The organism is Nocardiopsis oceanisediminis, from assembly GCF_048595525.1.
Taxonomy (GTDB): Bacteria; Actinomycetota; Actinomycetes; order Streptosporangiales; family Streptosporangiaceae; genus Nocardiopsis_A; species Nocardiopsis_A oceanisediminis.
This window is the reverse complement of sequence record NZ_JAFMZJ010000001.1, coordinates 3624417-3648874: the sequence shown is the minus strand read 5'-3', so window position 1 is coordinate 3648874 and position 24458 is coordinate 3624417. Positions and strand designations below refer to the sequence as shown.

The 24458-nt window shown below is 76.5% G+C and carries 25 protein-coding genes and 1 pseudogene; 11 read left to right on the top strand and 15 right to left on the bottom strand.

Annotated features, from left to right (window positions below):
* Nucleotides 1-10: 10 nt before the first annotated feature.
* Both J0910_RS16260 and J0910_RS16255 read left to right on the top strand, forming a co-directional pair.
* Nucleotides 11-1084: a MerR family transcriptional regulator gene (locus J0910_RS16260; protein ID WP_420159363.1), complete on the top strand. Its 1074-nt coding sequence runs from the start codon at nucleotides 11-13 to the stop codon at nucleotides 1082-1084.
* 56 nt (nucleotides 1085-1140) lie between these two features.
* Nucleotides 1141-1806 carry a hypothetical protein gene (locus J0910_RS16255; RefSeq protein WP_420159362.1) on the top strand — a complete coding sequence of 222 codons (666 nt, stop codon included), beginning with the start codon at nucleotides 1141-1143 and terminating at the stop codon, nucleotides 1804-1806.
* Between the two features lie 78 nt (nucleotides 1807-1884).
* Here the strand turns inward: J0910_RS16255 and J0910_RS16250 are convergent, their stop codons facing one another.
* Both J0910_RS16250 and J0910_RS16245 read right to left on the bottom strand, forming a co-directional pair.
* Nucleotides 1885-2655: a DUF1963 domain-containing protein gene (locus J0910_RS16250; protein ID WP_420159361.1), complete on the bottom strand. Its 771-nt coding sequence runs from the start codon at nucleotides 2653-2655 to the stop codon at nucleotides 1885-1887.
* A 426-nt stretch (nucleotides 2656-3081) separates the two neighbouring features.
* Nucleotides 3082-3537: a MerR family transcriptional regulator gene (locus J0910_RS16245; RefSeq protein ID WP_420159360.1), complete on the bottom strand. Its 456-nt coding sequence runs from the start codon at nucleotides 3535-3537 to the stop codon at nucleotides 3082-3084.
* Between the two features lie 57 nt (nucleotides 3538-3594).
* Between J0910_RS16245 and J0910_RS16240 the strand changes: the two genes are divergently transcribed.
* The 3 genes from J0910_RS16240 (at nucleotide 3595) to J0910_RS16230 (ending at nucleotide 5401) form a co-directional block, all read left to right on the top strand.
* Entirely contained in the window at nucleotides 3595-4416 is an 822-nt protein-coding gene (locus J0910_RS16240) for an MBL fold metallo-hydrolase (protein WP_420159359.1), read from the top strand.
* Nucleotides 4417-4481: 65 nt separating this feature from the next.
* Nucleotides 4482-5075 carry a hypothetical protein gene (locus tag J0910_RS16235; RefSeq protein ID WP_420159358.1) on the top strand — a complete coding sequence of 198 codons (594 nt, stop codon included), beginning with the start codon at nucleotides 4482-4484 and terminating at the stop codon, nucleotides 5073-5075.
* A gap of 41 nt (nucleotides 5076-5116) precedes the next feature.
* Nucleotides 5117-5401 carry a sulfurtransferase TusA family protein gene (locus tag J0910_RS16230; protein ID WP_420159357.1) on the top strand — a complete coding sequence of 95 codons (285 nt, stop codon included), beginning with the start codon at nucleotides 5117-5119 and terminating at the stop codon, nucleotides 5399-5401.
* Nucleotides 5402-5414: 13 nt separating this feature from the next.
* Here the strand turns inward: J0910_RS16230 and J0910_RS16225 are convergent, their stop codons facing one another.
* The 4 genes from J0910_RS16225 to J0910_RS16210 all read right to left on the bottom strand — a co-directional run bounded on the left by J0910_RS16225 (nucleotide 5415) and on the right by J0910_RS16210 (nucleotide 9124).
* Nucleotides 5415-6074 (bottom strand): class I SAM-dependent methyltransferase, encoded by a 660-nt coding sequence (locus J0910_RS16225; protein ID WP_420159356.1) that lies wholly within the window; start codon nucleotides 6072-6074, stop codon nucleotides 5415-5417.
* Nucleotides 6075-6690: 616 nt separating this feature from the next.
* The gene (locus J0910_RS16220) at nucleotides 6691-7506 is read right to left on the bottom strand and encodes a helix-turn-helix domain-containing protein (protein ID WP_420159355.1); all 816 of its coding nucleotides are present in this window, start codon (nucleotides 7504-7506) and stop codon (nucleotides 6691-6693) included.
* A gap of 38 nt (nucleotides 7507-7544) precedes the next feature.
* Nucleotides 7545-7964 carry a hypothetical protein gene (locus tag J0910_RS16215; RefSeq protein ID WP_420159354.1) on the bottom strand — a complete coding sequence of 140 codons (420 nt, stop codon included), beginning with the start codon at nucleotides 7962-7964 and terminating at the stop codon, nucleotides 7545-7547.
* 149 nt (nucleotides 7965-8113) lie between these two features.
* Nucleotides 8114-9124, bottom strand: coding sequence for a helix-turn-helix transcriptional regulator (locus J0910_RS16210; protein ID WP_420159353.1), 1011 nt, complete (start codon nucleotides 9122-9124; stop codon nucleotides 8114-8116).
* A gap of 182 nt (nucleotides 9125-9306) precedes the next feature.
* Between J0910_RS16210 and J0910_RS16205 the strand changes: the two genes are divergently transcribed.
* Together J0910_RS16205 and J0910_RS16200 are read left to right on the top strand one after the other, a co-directional pair.
* Nucleotides 9307-9780, top strand: coding sequence for a hypothetical protein (locus J0910_RS16205; protein WP_420159352.1), 474 nt, complete (start codon nucleotides 9307-9309; stop codon nucleotides 9778-9780).
* Nucleotides 9781-10057: 277 nt separating this feature from the next.
* Entirely contained in the window at nucleotides 10058-10972 is a 915-nt protein-coding gene (locus J0910_RS16200; protein WP_420159351.1) for an aminoglycoside phosphotransferase family protein, read from the top strand.
* 141 nt (nucleotides 10973-11113) lie between these two features.
* Here J0910_RS16200 and J0910_RS16195 read toward each other — a convergent pair whose 3' ends face one another.
* Nucleotides 11114-11872 (bottom strand): SDR family NAD(P)-dependent oxidoreductase, encoded by a 759-nt coding sequence (locus J0910_RS16195; RefSeq protein ID WP_420159350.1) that lies wholly within the window; start codon nucleotides 11870-11872, stop codon nucleotides 11114-11116.
* A gap of 144 nt (nucleotides 11873-12016) precedes the next feature.
* Here J0910_RS16195 and J0910_RS16190 point away from each other — a divergent pair, with 144 nt between their 5' ends.
* On the top strand, nucleotides 12017-12631 hold the full coding sequence (locus J0910_RS16190) for a TetR/AcrR family transcriptional regulator (protein WP_420159349.1): 615 nt from the start codon (nucleotides 12017-12019) through the stop codon (nucleotides 12629-12631).
* Nucleotides 12632-12702: 71 nt separating this feature from the next.
* Here the strand turns inward: J0910_RS16190 and J0910_RS16185 are convergent.
* The 8 genes and pseudogenes from J0910_RS16185 to J0910_RS16150 form a co-directional block, all read right to left on the bottom strand.
* Nucleotides 12703-13073: pseudogene (locus J0910_RS16185) on the bottom strand (CoA transferase); the annotation flags it as partial.
* Nucleotides 13074-13145: 72 nt separating this feature from the next.
* Nucleotides 13146-13745, bottom strand: coding sequence for a class I SAM-dependent methyltransferase (locus J0910_RS16180; protein WP_420159348.1), 600 nt, complete (start codon nucleotides 13743-13745; stop codon nucleotides 13146-13148).
* A gap of 115 nt (nucleotides 13746-13860) precedes the next feature.
* Nucleotides 13861-14676: an ABC transporter permease gene (locus J0910_RS16175; protein ID WP_420159347.1), complete on the bottom strand. Its 816-nt coding sequence runs from the start codon at nucleotides 14674-14676 to the stop codon at nucleotides 13861-13863.
* Entirely contained in the window at nucleotides 14676-15656 is a 981-nt protein-coding gene (locus J0910_RS16170) for an ABC transporter ATP-binding protein (protein WP_420159346.1), read from the bottom strand. Before J0910_RS16170 ends, J0910_RS16175 begins: the two co-directional genes overlap by 1 nt.
* Nucleotides 15653-16564 carry a Nif11-like leader peptide family natural product precursor gene (locus tag J0910_RS16165; RefSeq protein ID WP_420159345.1) on the bottom strand — a complete coding sequence of 304 codons (912 nt, stop codon included), beginning with the start codon at nucleotides 16562-16564 and terminating at the stop codon, nucleotides 15653-15655. Before J0910_RS16165 ends, J0910_RS16170 begins: the two co-directional genes overlap by 4 nt.
* 14 nt (nucleotides 16565-16578) lie before the next feature.
* Nucleotides 16579-19731, bottom strand: coding sequence for a type 2 lanthipeptide synthetase LanM family protein (locus J0910_RS16160; RefSeq protein ID WP_420159344.1), 3153 nt, complete (start codon nucleotides 19729-19731; stop codon nucleotides 16579-16581).
* Between the two features lie 173 nt (nucleotides 19732-19904).
* Nucleotides 19905-20147 (bottom strand): cinnamycin family lantibiotic, encoded by a 243-nt coding sequence (locus J0910_RS16155; protein WP_420159343.1) that lies wholly within the window; start codon nucleotides 20145-20147, stop codon nucleotides 19905-19907.
* Nucleotides 20148-20424: 277 nt separating this feature from the next.
* Complete coding sequence (locus tag J0910_RS16150; protein ID WP_420159342.1) at nucleotides 20425-20793, bottom strand: DurN family substrate-assisted peptide maturase; 369 nt, start codon at nucleotides 20791-20793, stop codon at nucleotides 20425-20427.
* Nucleotides 20794-21286: 493 nt separating this feature from the next.
* On the opposite strand from J0910_RS16150, the gene J0910_RS16145 reads away from it, so the two are divergent.
* From J0910_RS16145 to J0910_RS16135, 3 genes are all read left to right on the top strand, one after another.
* Complete coding sequence (locus J0910_RS16145) at nucleotides 21287-22072, top strand: AfsR/SARP family transcriptional regulator (protein ID WP_420159341.1); 786 nt, start codon at nucleotides 21287-21289, stop codon at nucleotides 22070-22072.
* Nucleotides 22069-22704 (top strand): DedA family protein, encoded by a 636-nt coding sequence (locus tag J0910_RS16140; RefSeq protein WP_420159340.1) that lies wholly within the window; start codon nucleotides 22069-22071, stop codon nucleotides 22702-22704. The genes J0910_RS16145 and J0910_RS16140 overlap by 4 nt, the downstream gene beginning before the upstream one ends.
* Before the next feature lie 81 nt (nucleotides 22705-22785).
* The gene (locus tag J0910_RS16135) at nucleotides 22786-23976 is read left to right on the top strand and encodes a winged helix DNA-binding domain-containing protein (RefSeq protein WP_420159339.1); all 1191 of its coding nucleotides are present in this window, start codon (nucleotides 22786-22788) and stop codon (nucleotides 23974-23976) included.
* The last annotated feature ends 482 nt before the right edge of the window (nucleotides 23977-24458 follow it).

Here is a 24458-nt window from a genome sequence, read left to right as displayed (position 1 = left end):
AATCGGCGGCATGGACGAGACGGGCGGCGCCGAGCCGCTGATGAGCATCGGGGCCTTCGCCCGCAGGGTCGGGCTGGCCCCCAGCGCGCTGCGCTTCTACGACGACTGCGGGATGCTGCACCCGGCCCGGGTGGACGCCGGGACCGGCTACCGGTACTACTCCGCCGAGCAGGAGCCGCGCGCGGTGCTGCTGCGCCGGCTGCGCGAAGCCGGGATGCCGCTCACCGGCGCGTCGGCGGTGCTGGACGGCCCGCGGGAGGAGGCCCGCGCGGTCCTGGAGGCGCACGCGGCACGGGCCCGGGACACCGCCGAGGCCGCCCGGGCCGCGGTCGGGGAGATCCTGCGCGGCCTGGAGGGCGCCGCCGCGGCCAGGGCGGTGGTCGGCGGGGCCGAGCTGGCCGGCGCGGTGCGCCAGGTGGCGCCCTCGGCCGCCTCCGGCCCGGACCGGGAGGAGTTCCCGGCGCTCGGCCGGGTGCTGATCGAGCTGGACGGCGAAGAGGTGCGGCTGGCCGCCACCGACCGCTACCGGCTGGCGGTGCGCACGCTGCGCCCGCTCTCCCTGGACGGCCCCCGCCGCCGGATCCTGGTCGGCACCGAGGAGCTGACCGCCGCCGCGGCCTGGGCGGTGCGCCTGCCGGAGGTGCGCATCGAGGCGGACGGCCAGGGGGCGCGGCTGCTCGGCGGAGACCTGTCGCACCCGCTGCCCGCCTCCGAGGAGGAGTTCCCCGACTACCGGCTGGTCCTGGACGGCCTGCCCGCCGCCCGGCACCGGATCATCGCGGACCGGTCGGCGCTGCGCACCGCGCTCGCCGAGCCGGGGGCGGCCGACCCGGTGGTCCTGCGCACCGGCGGCGGCCGGCTCACCCTGGCCGCCCCGGGCCGCGAGGCGGCGGAGCTCCCCGCCGTCTGCACCGGCCCGCCGCTGGACATCGCCTTCGCGGTGCGGACGCTGCTGCCCGCGGTCGACTCCGCGATCGGCCCCGACGTGCTGCTGGAGGTCTCCGGACCGGACGCCCCCGTGCTGGTCCGCTCCGCCGACCAGGGCAGCTTCACCACCCTGGTCATGCCGGTCCGGCAGGGATGACCGCCCGGCCCGCGGACCGGCGGAACACGAGAAGATAGAGCAGAGGAAGAGAGCCCATGAACACCGACGACACCGTCGTGCGGCTGTGCTCCCAGGGCATGCGGGCCGAGGCCGAAGGCCGCCCGGACGACGCGCGCGACCTGTTCCACCGGGCCTGGGAGGCCGCCGCCGACGACTACGAGGCGTGCGTCGCCGCGCACTACCTGGCCCGGCAGCAGGCGACACCGGAGGAGGCGCTGCACTGGAACCGGGAGTGCCTGCGCCGCGCCGGCCTGGTGGGCGACGAGCGGGTCGCCGGGTTCTCCCCCTCGCTGCACATCAACATCGCCAAGGCCCACCTCGACCTGGGTGAACCGGGGCCGGCCCGGGAGCACTACGAGCGGGCCGCCGCCCGGCTCCCGGAGGCGCCCCCGGGGCAGTACGCCGACTGGCTCCGGTACGCCGTCGCGGACGGGCTGCGCTCCACCGGCGCCGTCCCGCCGCGCCCCTGGGCGCCCGAACTGGAGTCGCTGGCCGCCCGGCTGGGCGGGAGCGGCAGGGGCGGCGGACTGCGCGCCCTGGCCCTGGTCCTCCCCGCCCTCCTCGGCGACCTCGGCACCGAGGAGGACCGGGAGCGGCTGGCCACCGCCCTGCACATGGTGCACGCCGCCCGGATGCTCTCCGGCGCCGACCAGGCCGCCCTGGAAGAGGCACTGCGCACCGTGAACGGCGCCGCCGCCTGACCCGGAGCCCCGCCCGGCCCCGTCCTCCGGGCCCGCCGGGCGGGGCGCACGCCGCCCGAGAGGCCGGCCGCGGCCGCCTCAGTGGTAGGACCACATCACCAGTCGCGCCTTCGCGAAGTCCATCGCCTCCAGGTCGGCGCGCTGGATGGTCCAGAACGGGCACCCGGTGGAGTCGGGGTCGTCGCGGAAGGGGTACTGCCCCTGGGCCAGCAGGATCCATTCCCCCTTCTCCTCCTCGCCGGGCCCGGGGGTGGTCGGCGGGGGGTCCTGCGGGGAGTAGCCGTACCCGCCGAGGAGCAGATCGACCTCCCACACCCTCTTCTTCCCGTCGCCGTGCTCCTCGAGCCGGTGCCCGGTGTACACCCGCCGCACCTCCTCGTCTGCGAGGACGGCGTCGTCGGCGTCGGTCGGCAGGCTCCACACGGTCCGCGCGTAGAGGGGGCGCGGCTCCTCGGAGACGGCGCCCCCGCCGGCCGGGGACCGCTCGGCGGCATCGCTTCCGGCCGGCACGTGGACCACGCTCGGGGGGTCCTCCTCGCCCCACGAGCCGCTGTCCTCGCGCTTGTCCGCGAAGAAGAGCAGGTGCCCGTCGCGCGGCAGCGGGAAGTCGAGCGCTCCCTGCGGCAGGGCGGCGCAGTCGATCGACGCGACGAGGTCCGGGTAGCCGTCCCACTCGGCGCCCCGGGGGAGCCGCGGCAGGCCCCCGTACCGCCCGACGGGCACCCCGCCGCCCTCGTCCACCGAGGTCAGCTCGATCTGGGGCCGGGCGAGGCGGCGGGCCAGGTCCACGGCCTCCTCGGGCACGCCGGCCCTGCGCGCCGCTTCGCGATAGGTCTCGAAATCGTCCATGCCGGGCATGCTGCCAGGCCGGAAGGACATCCGCCCCGGCGGGCCCCGCTACCGGGCGGCGTGCGCGGCATCAGCAGCCGCAGCGCCACCGCCACCAGCGCCATCAGCACCGCGTTCACCCAGTACACGGTGGGCCGTCCGGCCGGTTCGGAGAGGGCCCCGGAGGCGGTGCGGGCGAGCAGAACCCCGATCAGCACCCGGTTATCAGGGTCCCGATGCCCCGCCCTTCCCCCGATGATCTCGGGGCTGTCAGAGCGCTCTGATAGCCCCGAGATCATCGCCCGGGGCGGGCTTCTCCCATCAACGATCCAGGATCGCCGGCATGGCCGGCCGAGTGCACGCGGTCTCCATCGGCGCCGCCGGCATCCGCGCCGCGGCCCGCTCCCGGAGCGGGGCGCCGGGGCGGCCGGTCGCGGCGGACACCGATCAGGGCACCGGGCCCGCGCCCGCCGCCGAGGTGCACGGCTCCGCGTCCGGGTCGGGGACGCGGCCCACGGCCCGCTTGAACTCCGGGCATTCGACCAGCGGGTCGTGGCCGCAGCCCGCGGCGTGCCGCAGGCTGTCCCGGAGCCGGGTGAGGCGGCCGATCGCCTCGTCCGCCTCCTCGGCCTTGACGGCCATCCGCGCGCGCAGCCCGCCGTCGCCGGGCCCCGCGGAGAGGAGCGCGGCGATCTCGGCGATGCTGAAGCCGGCGCCGCGCGCGCAGGTGATGAGCCCGAGCCGGTGCAGCACGCCCGGGTCGTAGGCGCGGCGCAGGCCGTTCCGGGCCGCGGCGGCGATCAGCCCCTTCTTCTCGTAGAACCGCAGCGCCGAGGGGGCCAGCCCGCTCTCCCGCGCCACCTCGCCGATGTCCAGCAGCCCGCCGGGGCCCGCCTCCGCCATGCCGTCCTCCGCCGCCGAAGTTGACTTGAACCGCGCTTCAAGCCGCAGTGTAGGCGCATGCGGATCCACCACTTCAGCACCGGCTCCATGCTCACCATCGACCCGACCTACGAGGGCCCCGGACCGGCCCGCGCGGTCTGCCACACCCTGCTGCTGGAGACCGACGCCTCCGGGCTGGTCCTGGTCGAGACCGGCCTGGGCCTGAACGACGTCCGGGACCCGGACGGCTCGCTGGGCCGGGAATGGGTGGAGTTCACCCGCCCGGTGCTCGACCCGGAGGAGACGGCGGTGCGGCGGGTCGCCGCGCTCGGCCACGACCCCGCCGACGTCCGGCACATCGTCCTCACCCACCTGGACCTGGACCACGCGGGCGGCCTGCCCGACTTCCCGCACGCCGCGGTGCACGTCATGGCCGAGGAGCTGCGGGCCGCCCGGGCCGAGGCGCCGAGCCGCAGATACCGGCCGGGGCACTGGGCGCACGGCCCGCACTGGACCACCTACCGCGCGGACGGCGGCGAGGACTGGTTCGGCCTGCCCGGGGCCCGGGAGCTGGACGGGCTGCCGCCGGACGTGCTGCTCGTTCCGCTGCCCGGGCACACCGCCGGGCACGCCGGGGTGGCGGTGCGCGACGGCGGCCGCTGGCTGCTGCACGCCGGGGACGCCTACTACTACCACCGCGAACTCGACCCGGACGCCCCGCACGGCCACCCGCTGATGGACCTGGTGCAGCTGGACTCCCAGGTGGACGAGGCGGCGCGGTCGGCCACCCAGGAGGCGCTGCGGGCGCTCCGCCGCGAGCACGGCGACCGGGTGGACGTGGTCTGCGCCCATGACCCCTGGGACCTCCGCCGCCTGGAGCGGGCCGGATCCGCCGGCTGAGCCCGGCCGTCACCGCCGACCGGTACCGTGCGCGGACCCGAGACGGAACCGACCGAGGAGGCGGCATGGCCCTCTATTCGCCCGTTCGAGAACTGAACCTGCTCAAGGAGCTGGACGAGAGCCTGGGGAACTCCCCGATCGCCGACGGCTTCGAGATGATGAGGGAGTACGGCGACGACTCCGGCCTGCGGGCCGGCGGGTCGTCCGACCCGGAGTTCCTCTCCCGGCTGATCCCCTTCGCGCAGGCCAACGGCTCCGGATCGTTCTACGCCCTGTGGCGCTGCGACGACCGCGAGGACCTCGCCTCGCTGCCCGTGGTCATCTTCGGCGACGAGGGCGGGCAGGGCGTCGCCGCCTGCGACCTGCGCGGGCTGCTCCTGCTGCTGACCGAGGACTCCGAGCTCGCCGTCGACCACGACGGGGAGCCGTACTTCCGCGGCCCCACCCTGGAGGAATGGCGGCAGGAGTTGGACGGGGACGAGTACATCGACACGGAGGAGGCACTGGCCGCCATCCTGGAGGCCCGGGAGGACTACCGCACCTGGCTCCGGGAGAACTTCGACCTCGCCCCGCCGGAGAGCGCCGAGGCCGTCCTGGAGGAGGCCCGCCGGCGCCACGGCGAGCGATTCGCCGCCTGGATCAGCCCCTACCTGCCCTGAAACCGCGCGGCCGCCCGGCCGAGAGAAGGGACGGGATCCCCGTGCACGGCACCGAGCACCCCCTGGTGATCGACGGAGGAGACCTGTCCTGCGTCCGGCTGCTGCTCCGGCTGCGGGCCCGGCTGGGCGGTCTGGCCCCGGGCGCGGTGGTGCACCTGATCGCCACCGACCCGGCGGCGCCCCTGGACCTGCCCGCCTGGTGCCACCTGACCGGCCACACCTACCTCGGTCCGGTCGCCGGCCACGACCGGCCGGCCTACGGCCTGCGGGTCTCCGCGGCGCCGGCGGCGACCCGCCCGGAGAGCCCGTGGCGCCCCGCCCGGTGAAGGGCGCGCGGCCTCACTCCGAGGGCTTGGTCTGGGTGACCCGCCACAGCCTGCGGGGCAGCTCTCCCTCGGTGAAGGGGTGCACCTCCTCCAGGCGCCATCCCCGGGCGAGGTCGTCGACCAGGGCGCGGTCGAAGAAGTGCACGGCGAACCCGCCGTGCTCGAAGATGCCGCCTCCGTGGTCGGTGCCCGCGCCGTAGTGGGCGTCGCCGGTGTGGCGCACCGTGTACACCAGGGTTCCCCCGGGGCGCAGGACGCGGCGGACCTCGCCCACCAGGGCGCGGATCCGGTCGGTGGACAGGGCCATGCAGAGCAGCATGTGCGCGAACACCCCGTCCACGCTCGCATCGGCCAGGGGCAGCGGGTCGCGGACGTCGTGCAGGCGGGTCTCCACCCTGCCGGACAGGCCCCGCTCGGCGGCGGCCGCGCTGAGTTGCTCCAGCCCGGATGCGCTGAAGTCGCAGGCCTGGACCGCCAGCCCCCGGGAGGCGAACCACAGGGCGTCGCGGCCGTGGCCGGCCCCCAGCTCCAGCACGGTGCGGGCCCCGCGCTCGGCGAACGCCCCACCCGCCCACCGGGCCGGCTCCGACGGCTCGTCCCCGTACATGGCGGGGTTCTCCGCGTAGACCCGCCGCCAGTGGTCGCGCTGCGCGGCGCCCAGGTCGGTGCCCATCCTCGTCCTCCTCCGGTGCGGCGTCGGACCGCGGTCCGCTGCAGGGGAGGGGCACCGCCCCGCCCCCATCGGGAACATCCCTTCCACCGCCCCTTGGAACACCGGAGCGGGGGCCGCTCTTCCGCACCGGGCCCGACCGGTCGGGCCCGGTGCGGCGGCGCGCTGGAGCCCCGGCCTCCGCCGCGTCCCGCCCCGGCTCAGTCCGAGACCGGTCCCCGCGCCCGCCGGCGGGGCCGGATCCCGCCGTCGAGGAGGACGGCCGGCACCGATCCAGGCGACCGAGGTGATGCCGGCTCCGGCGCCCAGCGCGTGCCGGGCCAGGAGCGCGAGCAGCACCGAGCAGACCAGGATCCCGATCGCCCCGGCCGGCAGGGCACGGGCGGGGTACCGGTCGGAGATCCTGCCGCCGATGGACAGGCCGGTGAAAGCGCCGATGCCGAACAGCGTGAGGATCGCGGGGCCCAGATTCCGGGGACGCCGGTGACACCGGTCAGCAGTGCCGCGAGGTGGTCGAAGGTGATCATGTAGGCGGCGGCGCAGACGGCTCATAGCCTCGGCCGCTTCATGGCACCGAGTTCCCGCCGCACGCCCGTACCGGCTTCCCGGATGCGGCCGCTCAGGGAGCGCCGCGTGCGGTGCGGGCGTCGCCCAGGGCGCGGGCGGTCGCCTCGTCGGCCGGGAAGAACGACTCGATGGCCAGCTCGGAGACGGTGACGTCGAGCGGGGTACCGAAAGTGGCCACGGTGGAGATGAAGGACAGCTCGGCCTCTCCCCGGCGCAACCGCAGCGGGACCGCGATGCCGGGGGCGGCCCTCTCCTCCCCGCACCCCCGGCCGTGCCGGCCGCCGCCGGGGTAGGAGAGCAGCTCCCGGTAGAGGGCCTCCAGCCCGGCGTCGCCGGTCCAGTCCGCCTGCGCCCGCAGCCGGTGCAGCAGGTGGTCGCGCCACTCGCCGAGGTTGGCGATGGACGGCGCCATGCCCTCCGGGTGCAGGCTGACCCGGAGCACGTTCACCGGCGGCGCGAGCAGGTCCCCGTGCACGCCTTCGAGCAGGGCGGCCGCGCTCCCGTTGGCGTCGACCATGTTCCAGGCCCGGTCCACGACCACCGCGGGGTAGGGGTCGTGGCCGGCGAGGATGCGGCGGACCGCCTCGCGCACCGGCCCCATGCCGGCGCCCTCCAGCGGCCGCTCCTCGAACACCGGGGCGTAGCCCGCGGCCAGCATCAGCCGGTTCTGCTCGCGCAGCGGCACCCCCAGGCAGTCGCCCAGCCGCAGCACCATCTCCCTGCTGGGCCGGGACCGCCCGGTCTCCACGAAGCTCAGGTGCCTGGACGAGACCTCCGCCTGCAGGGAGAGCTCCAACTGGCTGATCCTGCGCCGGTTGCGCCACTCCCTGAGCAGCTCCCCGACCCGCCTGCCCTCCGCCACCGCCACGCTCGCCTCCCGGATCGTCGCTGAAGTATGGCACCGCCTCACGCGGGCGCCGGACCGGCCCCGCGCAGCGCCGCCGCCTCGCCCCAGGCGATGACCGCGACGGCCGCCGCCTGGACCAGCACGAACGCGATCCCGAGCGCCGTCGCCCCGAACGCCCCGGACACCGCCAGCACCAGAGCGGCCGCGACCCACACCGCGTTGGCGGCCACCGCGGCCCGCACCGCGGTCCGGGAGAGCCCCCGCCCGGAGGCCATGGCCCCCAGCCAGGCCCCGAACAGGACCAGGAAGACCCCGACCGGGGCGAGGAGCGCCACCGGGTAGCCGAGGAGCGCGGGCAGCCAGGGGGAGGCCGCGGCCAGCAGCACCCCGGACGCCGCGCAGGCGGCGGCGTCCACCCCCAGCCAGATACGGAGCGGACGGCCGGACCGGGTGTCCGGGGTCGTGGTGGACGTGCTCATCGCGGTCCCCTTTCGGAGGATGTCGCCGTGTGTGCGACGAGCATCGCCGGTGCGGGGAAGAAGGTCGATTACCCGCGGGGTAAAGACCGCGCCGACCTGCCCGGTTCCCGTGCGGCCGACCGCCGGCGGCGGTCCGGCGCGGCCGGTGTTCACCGGTCGCCCTCGTCTCGGGCCCCGGTGCCGGCTCCGTCCGGTGCCAGCGACCGGGCGGCGTGCAGCAGCCTCCGCCCCAGCCGCTCCAGGTGCGGGGCGAGTTCCGGGGTCCCCGACAGGTCGGTGGCGGAGCCGAGGCCGAGGAGGCGTGCGGCGATGCGGGCCGGGTCGTCGTCGGCGATGTCGACGGCGGTGCTCTCGGCGTCCAGGGCGTGCAGGCGGCCCGGCAGGGCCCCGGTGCGGGCGCGCACCGCGTCGGCGGACCGGGGGACGGTGGCGCGGAGCCTGTAGCGGGCGGGGGCGTCGGCGATGGAGGCGCTCACGTAGGCGCCCGGATCGCCGCCGGGCGGCTCGCGCGGGGGGACGCGCCGCCCGGTGGGCACCGGGTCGGTGAGCCGGTCGACCCGGAAGGTCCGCCAGTCTTCCTTGCCGAGGTCGTAGGCGACCAGGTACCAGCGGTTCCCGGCGGCCACCAGGGCGCAGGGCTCGGCCTTGCGGGCGGTGGCCTCGGCGTCGGGGGCGGAGCGGTGGCCGAAGGCCACGACCTCGTGGTCCCGGCAGGCCGCGGCCAGAAGGGCGAGCGTCCCGGGGTCGACCCGGGGGCCGTCGCCCCAGGCCAGGGCCACGGTGGCCGCCTGGAGGGCGGCGACCCGGCGGCGCAGCCGCGCCGGGAGGACCTGCTCCAGCTTGGCCAGGGCGCGCACCGCGGTCTCCTCGATGCCGGTGACGCCGGAGGCCGCGGTGCGCAGGGCGACCGCGATGGCGACGGCCTCCTCGTCGTCCAGGAGCAGCGGCGGCAGGTCGGCGCCGGCCGCCAGGCGGTAGCCGCCCGCGCGGCCGGTGGTGCCCTCGACCGGATACCCCAGCTCGCGCAGCCGGTCGATGTCGCGGCGGACGGTGCGGCCGGTGACGCCCAGGCGCTCGGCGAGTTCGGCCCCGGGCCACTCCCTGCGCGTCTGGAGCAGGGACAGCAGGCGGAGCATCCGGGCGGGCATGTCCTGTGTCATGCCTCCATACTGCCCGCCTTCAAGGACGCGGAGTGTCCTAAAAGAGGGCCGCCTGCGCGGTCCTCGGCCACGGACCCGCCGTTCCTGAAGGAGCCCCGCGGCGCCGCCGGCGCGGGCGCCCGAGGCCGTCGCCGGGCCGAAGGCGGACGGCCCGTCCGCGTCGGCCGGTACGCTGCCGCGCCATGAGCGACATGTACGAACTGCTGGTCTCCGCGGACCTCCCGGAGGACCTGACCGGAGCCGAGGCGGCCGAGCTGCGGTGGCACCTCGGACTCGGACCGCAGCCGGAGCCGCGGAGCATCGTCGAGGAGTTCCCGGAGGTGGTGATCGGCGACGACGGGCGGCCCGTGGAGGACGGCCGGGGCGGCCTCCTGGTCGAGGACCGTCCCTGGGCCCTGCTCGCCCAGCGGGGCGCCGCGCACACGGTCGGCGGCGTGCTCATGTCGGCGATGGAGCGCCGCCCCCGGGGCGGCTGGGCCCTCTCGGCCCGCCAGGAGGTCCATCCCGACGAGCGCGACCTGCTCGACGTGCTCCTGCTCTGGCTGCGCAGGCGGTCCGGGGGCGGCCCCGCCTTCCGCTGCGTCGCGCGGTTCTGCGAGGAGGAGGCCTTCGAGCCGGTGGTGCTCGCGGAGGACCGGAACGAGGCCCCGCGCTGACGCCTCCGGCCCGCCCCCAGGGGCGCCGCCGCCGGGGCGATCCGTCTCCGGCGCCCGCCCCGGTCGGGGCCCCACCGGACCCCCTGCGGTTCCGGGCTCCGCGGCCCGCCGCGGTCCGCCTCCCGCTGCTCTGACCCTCGGCTGCCCGGCGCCCTGACCGCCGTCGCCATGCCCGCCCGACCCGGACCTCCGCCCGGACGGATCCTCCCACGGCGCCGAAAGCGGCGGCCGGGAGGAGCGGGCCGGCTCCGGGGCGCGCCCGGGTAGCGTTGCCCCCGTGGCCGACGCCGAGAAAGAGATCACCGCGGAGCTGATCCGGGAACTGCTCCGCGAGCACCACCCCGACCTGGCCGACCGCCCGCTGAGGCTCGGCGCGCGCGGGTGGGACAACCAGCTGTGGCGGCTCGGCGACGACCTCGCCGTCCGGCTGCCCTGGGCGACGGAGTCCGCGGACGCGCTGCTGCGCAAGGAGTACACCTGGGTGCCCGAACTCGCCCCGGGCCTTCCCCTCCGGGTTCCCGTCCCGCAGCGCCTCGGTGAGCCCTCCGAGCGGTTCCCCCGGCCCTGGCTCGTCACCACCTGGGTGCCGGGCGAACCCGCCGACCGCGCCCCCGCCACGCGCGGCGCCGAGGCGGCCGACGCCCTGGCCGCCTTCCTGACCGCCCTGCACCGCCCCGCCCCCGAGGGGGCGCCGGCGGGCCGGGGCCGCGGGGGTCCGCTGGCCGACACCGCCGAGTACCTCGACCGGGAGCTCGCCTCCGCCGCCGAACTAGGGCTGGTCCGCGACCCGGACGCCGTCCGCGCGGTCTGGGAGGACGCCGCCGCCGCGCCCGAGTGGACGGGCCCGAACCTCTGGCTCCACGGCGACCTGCACCCGGCCAACGTCGTGACCTCGGACGGGACCTTCTGCGGCGTGATCGATTTCGGCGACCTCTTCGCCGGCGACCCCGCCTTCGACCTCGCCGCCGCCTGGAGCCTGCTGCCGGACGGCGCCGCCGACCGCTTCCACGCGGCCTACCGGCCGGTCCCCGACGCCGCGACCCTGCGCCGCGCCCGCGGCTGGGCGGTGCTGCGCGCCCTCGGCGCCCTCCACGTCGCGGACGCCGGCGCCCGCGGCCGTCCCGGAGGAAAGGCCACCTGGGGACCGCCCGCCCACGCGGCGCTGCGCCGCCTCACCGCGGCGGCCCGCTGAGCGGCCGGGCCCGGTAGGAGGGTGGGGCGGGTCCGGCGGGCCGCCGCGCGGTCCCCGCCGGCCGCTTCCGGCGGGGAGGCCCGCGGTCGAAGCCGCCGCGGCCGGGTCGCACCGGGGCAGTGCGGCCCGGCCGGGCCCGGATCACTGGGCGGTGATACCGCCGTCGATGGCCAGCGCGGCACCGGTGATGAACCGCGATTCGTCGCTCAGCAGGAAGGCCGTGAAGGCGGCGACCTCGTCGGGCTGCGCGAGGCGGCCGACCGGGAGCATGGACTCCACCTGGGCCCGGCCCTCCGGGGTGGCGCCCATCGTCTGCGCGAACAGGGGAGTGTCGACCCCGCCGGTGACCAGGGCGTTGACCCGGACTCCGGCAGCGGCGTTCTCCAGGGCGGCGGCCCGGGTGAGCCCGACCACTCCGTGCTTGGCCGCCACGTACGCGGCCACGGTCGGCGTGCCGGTCACCCCCAGGTTCGAGGCGTTGTTGACCACCGCGCCGCCGCCGGCGGCGAGGATCGCCGGCAGCTGGTACTTGAGCCCGTAGAAGACGCTGGTCAGGTTGGTGTCCAGGTCCGCGCGCCAGGCGCTGTCGGAGATGTCGGGCACCGGCCCGAAGGCGTTCATGCCGCCGACGTTGTTGAACGCCCCGTCCAGGCGGCCGAATTCGGCGACCGCCGCCTGGACCAGCCGGGCCGCGTCGTCTTCGAGGGTGACGTCGGCGGGGACGAAGACCGCCCGCCCGCCGCCGGCGCGGATCTCGGCGGCGACCTGGTCGCCGAGGTCCTTGCGGCGGGCGCCGAGGACGACCGCGGCGCCCTCGGCCGCGAGCCGCTCGGCCACGGCCCGGCCCATACCCGAGTTGCCGCCGGTGACGAGGATGACCTTGTCGGTGAAGCGTGACATGGTGCGAACTTCCCTTCTGCGCAGGCGCAGTCGATGATCATTCACAGGCAACGACACGTGTCGTGTCGCCGTTCGCAGGGAAGCCTGCACGCCCGCATCACCTCTTGTCAACACGACCCGTGTCGTTTCCTGTAGAGTGGGCGCATGCCCGATCGACCCGAACCCAGGCAGCCCGACCCCCAGCGGCGCAGCGAGAAGAGCCGCCGCGCGATCCTCGACGCCTCCTTGGACCTGTGCGCAGAGCAGGGCTACGGGCCGGTGACGGTGGAGGCCATCGCCGCCCGGGCCGGGGTCAGCAAGAAGACGATCTACCGCTGGTGGCCCTCGAAGGGAGCGGTCGTCCTGGAGGCCCTCGACGAGGCCGCCGCCCCCGCCGCCGACTTCCCCGACACCGGGGACCTGCGCGCGGACCTGCAGACGCAGATGGAAGGCCTCCTCCGCGACCTGCTGGGCGATCCCCGCTTCAGCCGCGCGCTGATCGGCCTGATCGCCGACACCCACCACGACGCCGACCTCGCGCACGGCCTGAAGGAGACGCTCTTCCAGCCGCGCACCGACGACGGCCTGGCCCGCCTGGCCAAGGCCCGCGAGGCCGGCCAGATCAGCCCGGACGCCGATGCGGACCTGGCCCTGGAGCTGCTGTACGGCCCCATCTACTACCGCCTCCTGCTGCACCAGGGCGACCTGCAGAGCTCCGCCGAGATCCGAGCGCTCATCGATCACACGATGCGCGCTCTGGCCCCCTCTGCGGCGGAATGACCTGAAGGCGGGCGTTGTCCCGATGCCCCGCCGGGGCCGGTGGATCGGCCGCGGCGGGCACGCCCCGGCCGCCGGGCGCGGTGGTGCGGGTAGTTCGCGTGGGTGCGGACCCGTCCGTCGGCGGTCCTCCAGAAACCTGACAGCGGCGCGAACGGGGTCGGTTCGCGGCCGTCCGCCAGCAGGTGCCGCTCGCTTGTGAAGGCGGTGGCCACGGCTCCCTCGTCCACCTCCGTCCCGGTGACGGTGCCCCGTTCCGCGCGGCCAGCAGCTCGGTAGCGGCGAGGGAGCACGCCCCGACCGCCGCACGCGCGAGTTCCCGCACCGGCAGCACGGCGGGGAGCACTGCGCCCGCTCCCCGGTAGGAGACCTTCGCCGCCAGGTCCGCGGCCCCGCCGAGCGCCTTCCAGGCGTGGGCGGTGGCCGCATCGGGTGCGCTCGCCATGGACCCATGATCCACGCCCCGCCCCGGGCGTGTGCCGTCTTCCCCGGCGTCCGAGCAGGCGGCGCGGTGCGGTCAGTCGCGGGTGGGGCGGGGGCGGCGGGCGTGGTAGACCACGGCAGGGGGGAGGTTGGCCCAGACGGTGCGGCCGGTCACCACCTCCTCGAAGACGGCGCCGAGCAGCCTACGGAACCGGATCGCCGCGGGCAGCGGGCGGGCGTGCTCGTAGGTGAAGGTGGTGAACGCGCCGCCCGGCGCCAGGGAGGCGGCGACCGCGGACAGGATGGAGCGCTGCGCCCGCGGGGTGAAGACCGCCCAGGGCAGGCCGCTGACCACGGCGTCGGCGCCGCCGATTCCGCGCTCCTCCAGCAGGCCGCGGAGTTCCGCCGCGTCTCGGCGCACCACCTCCGCGCCGGGGAAGCGGGCCGAGACGACTTCGGCGAACCTCGGGTTGATCTCCACCGCCAGATGCCGGCCCCGGCCGCCCAGTCGGCGCTGGATCGCCCCGGTGAACGGGCCGGTGCCCGGCCCGAGCTCGACCACCACCGGCTCCCCGGTACCGGGCACCACCACCGTCACCGCCTCGGCGAGCCGCCGCGAACTGGGGGAGAGCGCCCCGGTGTGCACCGGCGACCGGCAGAACTCCCGGACGACGGTGAGGGTGTCGCTGATCATCGGTGCTCCGCAGGGGGTCGGCGGCCGGGAGGGCCGAAAGGGGCGGTCGGGCGGGAAAGGGCGCCGGCGATGCGGCGTTCGAGGCCGTGGTCGAGGGGGCCGGTGCGGGGCCGGGCTACTCGTCGCGCCGGGAGAAGCAGGCGCCGGCGGCGGCGAGGGCCGCCAGGGCGAACCCGGCGACCAGCAGCATCTCCAGGGCGACGGGGAGCTGCCGGGCGCCCAGGGTGAGCGGCTCGAACAGGGGCGAGGCGGCGTGCCCGGGGGAGGCCGCGGCGACGGTCCGGCGCATCGCGTCCAGGACGTAGGTCAGCGGGTTGGCCATGGCGGCCGCGGCCATCCACGGCGGCATCGCGCTGACCGGGAACATCATCCCGGACAGGAACACCATCGGGGTCACCAGCACGCCGAGCACGGTGTTGCAGGTCTGCGCGCGGCGCGCGGCCACCGCCACCAGCGAGGCCAGCGCGGTCATGGCCAGCGAGGCCAGCGCCAGCTGGGCCAGGAGCAGGGCGAACAGCAGCGGATCGTAGGGCAGGCCGGCCACCCCGGCGAACACCAGGACGATGCCGCCGGTGCAGGTCGCCATGGTCGCCCCGCCCAGGCACTTCCCCGCGACCAGGGTGCTGCGGGCCACCGGCGCCACCAGCATCTCGCGCAGGAAGCCCATCTGGCGGTCCCAGACGATCGACACCCCGACACTGATCGCCGGCGTCTGCGCCGCCATCACCAGCACCCCGGGGAACAGGAAGGCCGCGTACCCCTCCCCGGGCACCAGCCCGGACAGCCCGACGCCGAGGATGCACAGGAAGAGCAGCGGATGGAACAGGGACATCACGGTGCGCGCCGGGTCCCGGGCGAAGTGCAGCATCTCCCGGTGCCAGACCATCCGCCCGGCGCGGGCCTCGGCCGCCGCCCGGACCGCCGCCGGCATCACCGCGCCGTCCCGGCGGGTTCGGCGGGCCGCTCCCCGGCGCCGTCGGAGCGGATCCGGTGCCCGGTGTGGTGCAGGAACACCTCGTCCAGGCTGGGCCTGGTGACGGTGACGGCGTGCACCTGCACGTCCAGGGCCGCGCAGAGCCGCGGCACCAGGGCGGCGCCGTCCCCGCTGCGCACCAGCACCCCGCCGGCGGCCGGGGTCTCGGCCTCCACCCCCAGCCGGTCGCGGAGCGCCCGCGCGGCGGCCCGGTCGTCCCCCGTGCGCAGCTCGATCCGGTCGGAGCCGACGGCGGTCTTGAGCCCGGCGGGGGTGCCCTCGGCGACGATGCGGCCGGCGTCCATGATCGCGATCCGGTCGCACTCCTCGGCCTCTTCGAGGTAGTGCGTGGTGAGGAAGAGCGTGGTGTCCTCGCGCGCGCGGACCTCGCGCAGGTGCTCCCAGACCCCGATCCGGGAGTTGGGGTCCAGGCCCACCGTGGGCTCGTCGAGGAAGAGCACCCGGGGGCGGTGCATCAGCCCGCGGGCGATCTCCAGCCGGCGCCGCATGCCGCCGGAGAAGGCGCGCACCAGCCCGCCGCCGCGGTCCGCCAGCCCGACCAGGCCGAGCAGCTCGCGGCTGCGCGCGGTGGCCGCGGCGCCGGGCAGAGCGTACAGCTCGCCGTGGAAGCGCAGGTTCTCCTCGGCGGTGAGCTCGCCGTCCAGGGTGCTCTCCTGGAAGATCACCCCGATGGCGCGGCGCACCCGGTGCGCCGCGGCGACCGTGTCGTGCCCGGCGACCTCGATCCGCCCCCGGGTGGGGGCGGTCAGCGTGCACATCATCGCCACCGTGGTGGTCTTCCCGGCGCCGTTGGGGCCGAGGAAGCCGAACACCTCGCCCTGGCGGACGCGGAGGTCGATGCCGCGGACCGCGGCGGTGCCGCCGCGGCCGCGGTAGGTCTTGTGCACGCCGGCCGCCCGGATCGCCGCCTCGGTCACGCTCCCCGCCCGGCCGCCATGGCGAACCGCGCGGCCCAGTCGTCGGGCACGACGAACCCGAAGCTCCACCGGTCGCGCGGGGTGGGGTTGCCGATGCAGTGCCAGAACAGCCGCTCCGGCTCCTGCTCCACCCGGAAGAAGCGGACCAGTCCGGGCCGCTCGGGGAGGGTGACCAGCTCGCCGGTGCCGGGGGCCCGGTAGCGGAAGAACGACGTCGCGCCGGGGCCCTCGAACGGGGCGTCGAAGTCGATGATGTACATCCGCCACCCGGGCTGGTTCTCGTTGGTGTGCCAGAGCCGGTAGGCGCCGGGCGGGTACCACATGCTGCCGGAGAACCGCACCTCCGAGCCGAAGGCCCGGTCGAGTGCGGCGAGCACCCCGGCCTTGGCGTCCAGGTAGTCGTCGTAGCCCGGGTGGTCGACGTGCTCGTCCAGGTTGACCAGGTGGAAGGCGCGGCGCGCCGCGTCCTCCTCGGGCAGCCGGGCCCGCCAGCGGGCGTAGTCCGTGCCGGTGGGGGAGTACTCCATGGAGAGCCGGTCGTCCTCCCGGTGCCCGGCGCGGAACGCCTCGGCGTCCACCGACGGCGGCCTGATCTTCAGCCGCGGCAGCAGCTCGGCGACCTCTTCGAAGCCGGGCAGGTCGGCGATGGCGTACTCGTAGTGCAGGAAGGAGGTCTCGGCGGGCGGCGGGGCGGCGGTGGCCGAGGAGAGGGAGGAGGGCACCGCGTCGCCCTCCTCCGGGCGGTAGACCGAGGAGGCGGTGATCAGGTCCTGCTCGTCGAAGGCGTAGCCGTTGCGGTCGCCCAGCCGGACGATCTCCCGCAGGCCGGTCATGGTGCGCATCCGCCTCTGCAGCTCGGGCGAGGAGGAGGCGTCCTTGAGGAACTCCGTGCAGACGTCCACGGACATGGGGAGGTTTCCTTTCAGTCGGCGGCCGCCGGCGCGGGCGGGTCGAGCAGCAGGACGGAGGGGGTGGAGGCGGGGTCGGCCAGGCGGAGGAAGTGCATGCCGAGCCCGGACAGGCCCAGCATCAGCCCGGGGAAGAAGTCGCCTCCGGAGGTCTCCAGCGCGTCGATGCCGCGCCAGAGGTCGTGCGCGTGCAGCTCGGCCTCGAGCCGGAACGCGGGCTCGCCGCGCACCTCGCCGAAGCGGAGCGGGAGTTCGGCGTTGCCGGCCCGGCCGTGGCAGAGCGAGTCGTTGTTGAGCCGGGGGAAGTTGCGCAGCGTCGCGGTGAGCGCCCGCTCGGCGTCGACCAGCACGCCGGTCTCCTCGGCGCCGGAGCCGTCGAGCAGCCGCCAGGCGGCGAGCCGGCTCAGTCCGATCCCGGCCGAGCCGTTGCACCAGGCGTTGGCGTAGTGCCGGCCGGCGCTCATCCGCTTCGCCGGGATCTCGCGCAGGTCGTACCAGTCCTGCTCGGTCCGGTCGAAGTGGCGGGACTCGTAGCCGAAGGCGCGCAGCCCGGCGTCGGCGTACTCCTCCCGGCCGGTCCGGGCGGCGAGGGCGATCAGGGCCCAGCCGATCCCGCCGGCGCCGTGCGCGAACCCGGTGAGCGCGGGCCCGCCGGAGCCGTCGGAGAGGGCCCAGCTCAGCGCGTCGCCGTCGGGTTCGGCCCGGGAGAGCAGGTGGTCGCCGCAGAGCCGGGCGATGTCGGCGCCGTCGCCTCCGGCGGCGTCGGCCAGTGCGAGCAGCACCGGGACCGCCCCGGCCGCGCCGCCGAACACGTCGCACTCGGCGTCGCCGGGGAGCAGGGCGGGGATCCGGGCGGCGAGGCGCCGGGCGGTGTCCAGCAGCCCCGGGTCGCCCCAGAGCCGGTACAGGTGGACCAGGGTGTAGACGGCACCGGAGATCCCGGTGAACACGCCGATCCTGGTGGTGTCGCAGGCGGCCACGGCGTGGTCGACGGCGCGCTCGGCGGCGGCGCGGAAGGCCGGATCGGGCGCGGCCCGGTCGAGGTAGGCGAGGAAGAGCGCGATTCCGGCGCTGCCCAGGTACAGGTCGCCGTCGACGGGGGCCTCGGTCCGCCCCGCGGCGGTGGTGTGCTCCGCGCGCCACGGGGAGGCCGCGCCCGGAGCGGCCTGCGCCCGGCAGAGCCAGCGGCCCAGCCGTACCGCGTACTCCAGGTGGGCGGCGGCGGTCTCGGGGGCTCCGCCGCCGGACAGGGCCGCCCTGATGTAGCTCTCCTGGCGGTCCCGGTTGCGCGGGGAGAGCGCCCGGATGCGCCGAGAGGCCTGCTCGACCGGCGAGGCCGCGGCGCGCAGCCCGGTGCCGGCCCGGTGGTCGCAGACGAAGCGGCGGCCGCCGGCGGGCACGGTGACCACCGGGACGTCCATCCGCCACAGGGCGGCGGGCTCGTGCTCGGCGAGCGCCGAGCCGCCGTCCCAGGCCCGGGGCGAGGCGCGCAGCCCTTCGAAGAGCGCGTCCACCTCCAGCGGGTCGGCGAGCGCCCGGGGGTGCTGGGCGGCCTGGATGAGCTGCGCGAACACCTGGGTCGAGCGGTTGATGAAGCGGATGTCGCCGTCGGCGAAGCAGGCGGCGACGGCGCCGGCGGAGGCCTCGGGGTCGCGCCGGAACCACTCGTAGACCCGGTGGAAGCCGTCGGTGATCGCGCCGGTGAAGTCCTGCGGCCGGAGCAGCTCCCCGCCGAGGAAGACCCGGTTGGCCGCGCGGGGCTCGACCCGCACCCCGGAGCGGTGCGCGACCTTCGGGCCGAACCCGCCCTCCTCCACCCGCGGCACCGGGGTGGGCATCTCATAGGCCTCGCCGCCGGAGTAGCCGCTGATCCGGAGTTCGTCCGGGCCGGCCTGCTCGGCCCGGGGCCACTCCAGCAGGCCGGTGGAGAAGACCGAGTCGAGCAGGGTGCCCATCGGGGCGTCGGCGCCGGGCGGCGCGGCGGCCAGGATGGTCTCGCAGTCGCAGATGTGCGCGTGGCCGTCGGCCACGATGACGTTCTCGAAGTGCAGGTCGCCGCCGCCCAGTACGTAGAAGGCGGCGAGGTGGCCGCCGAGCTCCCGGTAGACGGCCTCGGCCTCGGGCAGGGAGCCGACGGTGTTCCGGCCGGAGGGGATGAACTCCTCGTAGCCGTGGCCGGACCGGGGCAGCACCGCCCGGGTGGCGAAGTCGAGGACCCCGTCGCCGCGCAGCCGGCGGAGCAGGGCCTGCGCCCCGGCCTCGGCGTCGACGCTGCGCGGCTTGTGGACGAAGCGGGCGGTCCGGCCGCCGTCGACCGCGGCCTCGACGAAGGCGACGGTGCGCGCCTCGGCGTGGTGGTCGGAGCGGCCCGGCTCGATCGAGAGGTACTCCTCGATCGCGGAGGCGCCCAGGAGGGTGCGGGCGATGTGGTCGGCGTCGCGGACCAGCCGGAGGACGAGCTCCTCGGCGGCCTCCGCCAGCATGCGGGTGTTCTCGGCCAGCCACCGGCCCAGCACCGGGAAGTCCCGGTAGAAGTCGTGGTGCGCGGCGGCGTCGGCGAAGCGCGCGTCCAGGTGGCCGGCGTAGTCGCCGCCGGCGGCGCCCGCGGCCAGGTGGACCTCGGTGTCGGCCTGCACGGTCCAGGCCAGGGCCAGGGAGAAGCGGTCCAGCAGGTGGGCCTCGAAGTCCTCGGCGATGCGGTCGGCGAAGCCCGGGGCCCCGGGGGTCTCCCGGGCCCGGCGCAGGGCCGCGCGCACCCGGGCGCCGAGTTCGAGGAGGAACGGTTCGCAGGCCGCGGCCGAGCGGCCGTAGTAGACGTCGTCCCGGCGCCAGGGGGCGGCGGCGGAGCGGGGGCGGGCCCGGTCGAGCCCTTCGAGCGCGGCCCGGTAGGCGGGGAGCCAGGAGGAGTGGGCCCGGTCGACGGCGGTGCGGGCGGCGCCGCTGAGCACGGCGGCATCGGCGGTGGCCCCGTGGTAGCGGAGCAGCGCGGCGGCGAGGCCGTCCCGGTCGAGGCCGGGGCGCTCCAGGCGGTCGGCGGCCCGGGAGGTGCGCCAGGCGGTGAGCGGGTCGGGGTCGGTGCCGGGCGGCGGGACCAGCTCGGCGAGGGCGAGCCTCTCATCGAGGCCGGCGGCGCGGACGGCGATGTCGAGGGGGAAGTCGGGGTGCATGGTCTCCGGTTTCCCGGTTCGGGGGCGGTGCGGAGGGGGCGCACCCGGCCCGGCGGTGCGGGCGGGGCGCGCGGAAGCGGAAGAGGGGCCGGGCCTCCGGCGGGGTTCCGGCCGCGGAGGCGGCCGGGGCGGCCGCGCCGGGGCCCGGCGCTACTCGGTGGAGCCCTCGCCGGCTAGGGCTTGGTGGAGCCGTCGCAGACCGCGGTGATCGGGCCCCAGCTGCAGCTGGTCCGGCAGGCGACCGTCTCCATCGCGCCCTGGCCCCTGGTCCAGAACTCGAGGGAGGCGGCGTCGGGCTGCTCGACGGAGGCGGGCACGGAGTCGGCCGGGATGCCGAAGGCGGACGGGTCCGCCAGCAGGATGCGGCGGAACTCGGCGTCGGCGGCGGCCTGGCGCAGGATGGTGGACTGGGTCATGGGAACCTCCATAGAGACAGTGGTGCGGACACCGGTGCCGTGGGTTGACTGCACCCCGCCGGGGCGGGGTCCTCCGCCCGGAGCGGGCGGAGAGCTCCTGTTTCATCGGCCGCGGGGCGGCCTCCGCAGGGGGGTCGGTCCGGAGGGGCGGGGCCGGAGGGGGCTCCGGCGCCGTTCGGGCTGTTCCCGTGATCGTGCGGCCCGCCGCGGGCGGAGCGGGGCGGGGCTCCGGGCGGTCAGCGGGCGGTGCGCCCCGCCGCTCCGGTGGCGGGGCCGGTCAGCGGCCCTCCCGGTCGTCCGGGGCGATGCCCAGGCGCGCTCCGATGAGCCGCTCCACCTCGTCGAGTTCGCGCATCGCCGCGGTCATGTTGTCGCTGTCGCTCTGCCAGTCGACCAGCGCCTTCTCCTCCGGGGTGAGGGAGTCGGAGAGCCAGATGGACTCCAGCCACCCCTTGAGCCGGTGCGGGTGGAGGTCGGGGACGGGGGGCGTGCGGGCCAGGACGGGTTCGCCGGGGAGGTCGAGTGCGGCCCGGAGGACTTCGCGCAGCCTTCCGTCGTTCGGGAGAAGTGAGCAGATGACCATCAGCTGCTGGACTCGGCGAATTACCTCGACGCCCTCATAAAGGGTCGGTTCCTTTGCCGGCATGTCCGCCTTTCCCGTCCCGCCCGTCGGGCGGGGCGCGCTCTTTTCCGATTTCCCCTGGGGCGACCGAGCACCACGTTAGAGCACACTCACTTTCAGTGACCTTTCTCTTTCATTTCTCGCAGGTCCGGACCGGTGGCCGCCCGCCATTCCGACCGGCCGGACCGCTGACGGCCGCAAGCTCCGCGACCCCCGACTCCGGACATCCCTCCTCCACCTCGGGCAAGCCTCGCGAACCCCGGCATAGTCGGCGGCCGGGCGCCTCCGGAGAGCGGGCCCGCACTCCGCCCCGTTTCCCTCGGGCGCACATTCTCGACTTTTTCGACTTTCACCCCGATCGATCCCACGGAGAGTCGCGAAGAGTAAACTGAAAGTCGCCGGCGGGTGCGCCCGCCCGGGCGGCGAAATCCTCCGGCACCCCGCACCGATCCTGCCGATCCCCGTCCCACTACTCCGTTCCGGGCCGCACCGCCCCGGAGCGGAAAAGGGAGAAGCCATGCATGCCAAACCGGTCTTCCGGATTCTCGGTCCGCTGGAGGCCCAGGCGGAGTCCGGTCCGCTGCGCCTCCCCGCCGGGAAGCAGCGCACCCTGCTCGGCGTCCTGCTGGCCAACCCGCACAGAGCGCTGCCCGCCGACGAGCTGGCCTCCCTCCTCTGGAACGGGGACGGCCCGCACAACCCGAGGGCCGCGCTCTACACCCACCTCACCCGGCTGCGGCAGTCGCTGCACCGGTGCGGGGCCGGCGCGGCCGGGATCGTCCGCGGCTCCGGCGGCGGCTACTCCATCGCGCTCGTCGCCGACCAGCTCGACCTGCTGGTCTTCCGGGACAAGGCGGAGCGGGCCCGGCGCGTGCTGGACGGCGGCGACCTGGAGTCCGGCGCCGCCTGGCTGCGCGAGGCGCTGTCGCTGTGGCGCGGCCCGGTCCTGCCCGGCCTCGGCTCCGACCGGTTCCGCAGCGCCGTCGCCGGGCGGATCGAGGAGGAGCGCATCCGCGCCCTGGACCGCTACAACGAGGCCGCCCTGGCCCTGGGGCGCCACGGCGACCTGGTCGCCGAGCTGCGCTCGCTGACCCGCGAATACCCCTACCACGAGAGGTTCTGGCAGCATCTGGTGCTGGCCCTGTACCGCAGCGGCCGCCGGGTGGAGGCGCTGGACGCCTACCGGGAGGTCGCCACCCGGCTCCGCACCGACATGGGCATGGACCCCAGCCCCGAACTCGAAGAGCTGCACATGACGATCCTCCGCGGGGCCCCCTCCGAGACCGCGGGCCGCATCCGGTGAACGCCGCCGACCTCGCGGCCCTGCCGCCCGCGGGCGTGTACGCGGTCCTGGCCGCGGTGGTGTTCGCCGAGACCGCCTTCCTCCCCGGGATCGTGCTGCCCTCCGCGGTGGTGATGGTCGGCTCCGGGGTGCTCTCCGCGGGCGGGACGGTCTCCCTCCCCGTGCTGCTCGCCACCGCGTTCTGCGCCGCCGCGGCCGGCGACGCGCTGGCGGTGCGGAGCGGCCGGGTGCTGGGGCCGCGGCTGCGGGCCTCCCGGGCCGGCCGCCGCATCCCCGCCCGGCACTGGGACCGGGTGGCCGCGCTGTTCCGCAGGCACGGTCCGCGCGCGGTGCTGATCGGGCGGTTCGTGCCGTTCCTGCGCACCCTCGCCCCGCGGCTGGCCGGGGCCTCCGGGGCCGGCTACCGGGAGGTCGCCCCGCACGCCGCGGCCGGCGCCGCCGGGTGGAGCCTGTTCGAGATCGGCGCCGGCCGCCTGCTCGGGTCGGCCGGGTCGCTGCCGGCCTACTTCGCCCCGCTGTGCATCGCGGGCGGGGTGCTGCTCTACCTCGGCACCGAGCTGGCGGTGCGCAGGTGGTCGGCGGCCCCCGCCGAACCGGACCCGGCCGGGGAGCGCGGCGGCTCCGCCCATTGAGGACCGGTGCCGTCCTCGACCGCACCTATCCTGGCGGTCCACGCGGCCCGGGACGGAGCCGCCGGACCCTCGGGAGCCCCCATGCCCTCTGCCTCCGCGCCCCTCGGCGCCCCGGCGCGCGCCGCCCGGATGACCTGGCGCCAGGCGATCGACCGCCGGGTGGAGCGGCACGGCCTGGGAGCCCGGCCCGCGGGGGCGGCGCCCGCCGACGCGGTGGCGGCGATGTCCGGGGCGCACGCCCAGATCCAGTCGGCCGGCGAGGTCTCGGTGGCGCTGCGGCTGGACGGCGCCACCCGGCAGGACGTGCGCGCCGCGCTGCTGGCCGAGCACACCCTGGTCAAGACCTACGGCCCGCGCGGCACCGTGCACCTGCTCCCCGCCCGCGACCTGCCGATGTGGACGGGGGCGCTGTCCGCGCTGCCCGCCGGGTCCGGCAACGGCGGCCCGCGCGCCTACCTCAGCGACGAGCGGACCGGGCAGGTGCTGGCGGCGATCGACGACGCGCTGTCCGGCGCCGAGCTCACCACCGACGAGCTGACCGAGGCGATCGTCGAGCGGACCGGCCCCTGGGCGGGCGACCCGGTGGTGGAGGCCTTCCAGGGCGCCTGGCCGCGGTGGAGGGCGGCCACCCACCTCGCCGCGCACCAGGGGGTGCTCTGCTTCGGCGCGCCGCGCGGCCGGAAGGTCACCCACACCTCGCCCCGGCGGCTGCTGCCCGGGTTCCGCCCCCTCCCCGCCGAGCAGGCGCTGACCCGGCTCCTCACCGGCTACCTGCGCGCCTACGGGCCGGCGACCCCGCAGTCCTTCGCCCGCTGGCTGGCGGCCCCGGTCACCTGGGCCGCCGGGCTGTTCGAGCGGAACGCCGACGCGGTGCAGCCGGTCGACGTGGAGGGCGCCACCGCCTGGGTGGCGGCGGGCGACACCGCCCCCGCGGACGCCCCGGCGCGCGGCCTGCGCCTGCTGCCCTACTTCGACGCCTACGGCGTGGGCGGCCACCCGCGGGAGCGGATCTTCCCGGGGCGGGCCTACGAGCGCGCGCTCGCCCGGGGCCAGGCGGGCAACTACCCGCTGCTGCTCATCGACGGAACCGTCGCGGGCGTGTGGCACCAGCGCCTGTCCGGCCGCAGGGTGCGGATCACGGTGGAGCCGCTGGAGCCGCTCTCCGCCGCCCGGCGGGCCGAGCTCGACGAGCAGGTGGAGCGGGTGGGCGCGGTCCTCGGTGCCCGCCCCGAACTCACCGTCGGCCCGATCTCTGTGGGCCCGCACGCCTGACATCCATAGGAGCATCCCGGCGGCGGCCTCGCCGCCCCGCAGGTCGGCCGCGATCTCGGCGATCACGTGGCCGCCGGCGCAGGAGACGGGCGCTCCGCAGGCGGGCGCGGTCGGCCGGCGCGGGAAGGCGGGATTCCCCTCCGGAGTACCGGTCGCCCGAACACGGCCGGCCCCGTCCCGCGCGGGGGCGGCCCCCGAGGGCGGCGGGCGTTCGGGCGGAGGCCGCCGGCGCGCCCGGTGTCCTCGGCGCCGGCGATTCCGGCCGTCGCGGAGCGCGGCGGGGCGGCCCCGCGCGGCCCGGAGGGGGAGCGGCCGGCCGCCGGGGCGCCGCCGGCTCCGCGAGGCGCGGCGGTAGGTCCCGCGAGGTCCGGCGACCGGGCGCCCGCGCCCCGAGGGCGGGTCGCCCCTTCTCCGCCAGGGGATCGGGGAGAAGGGGCGGCGGGCCCGCGAACGGGGCCCTCCGCCCCTGCCCGCTCCGCCGG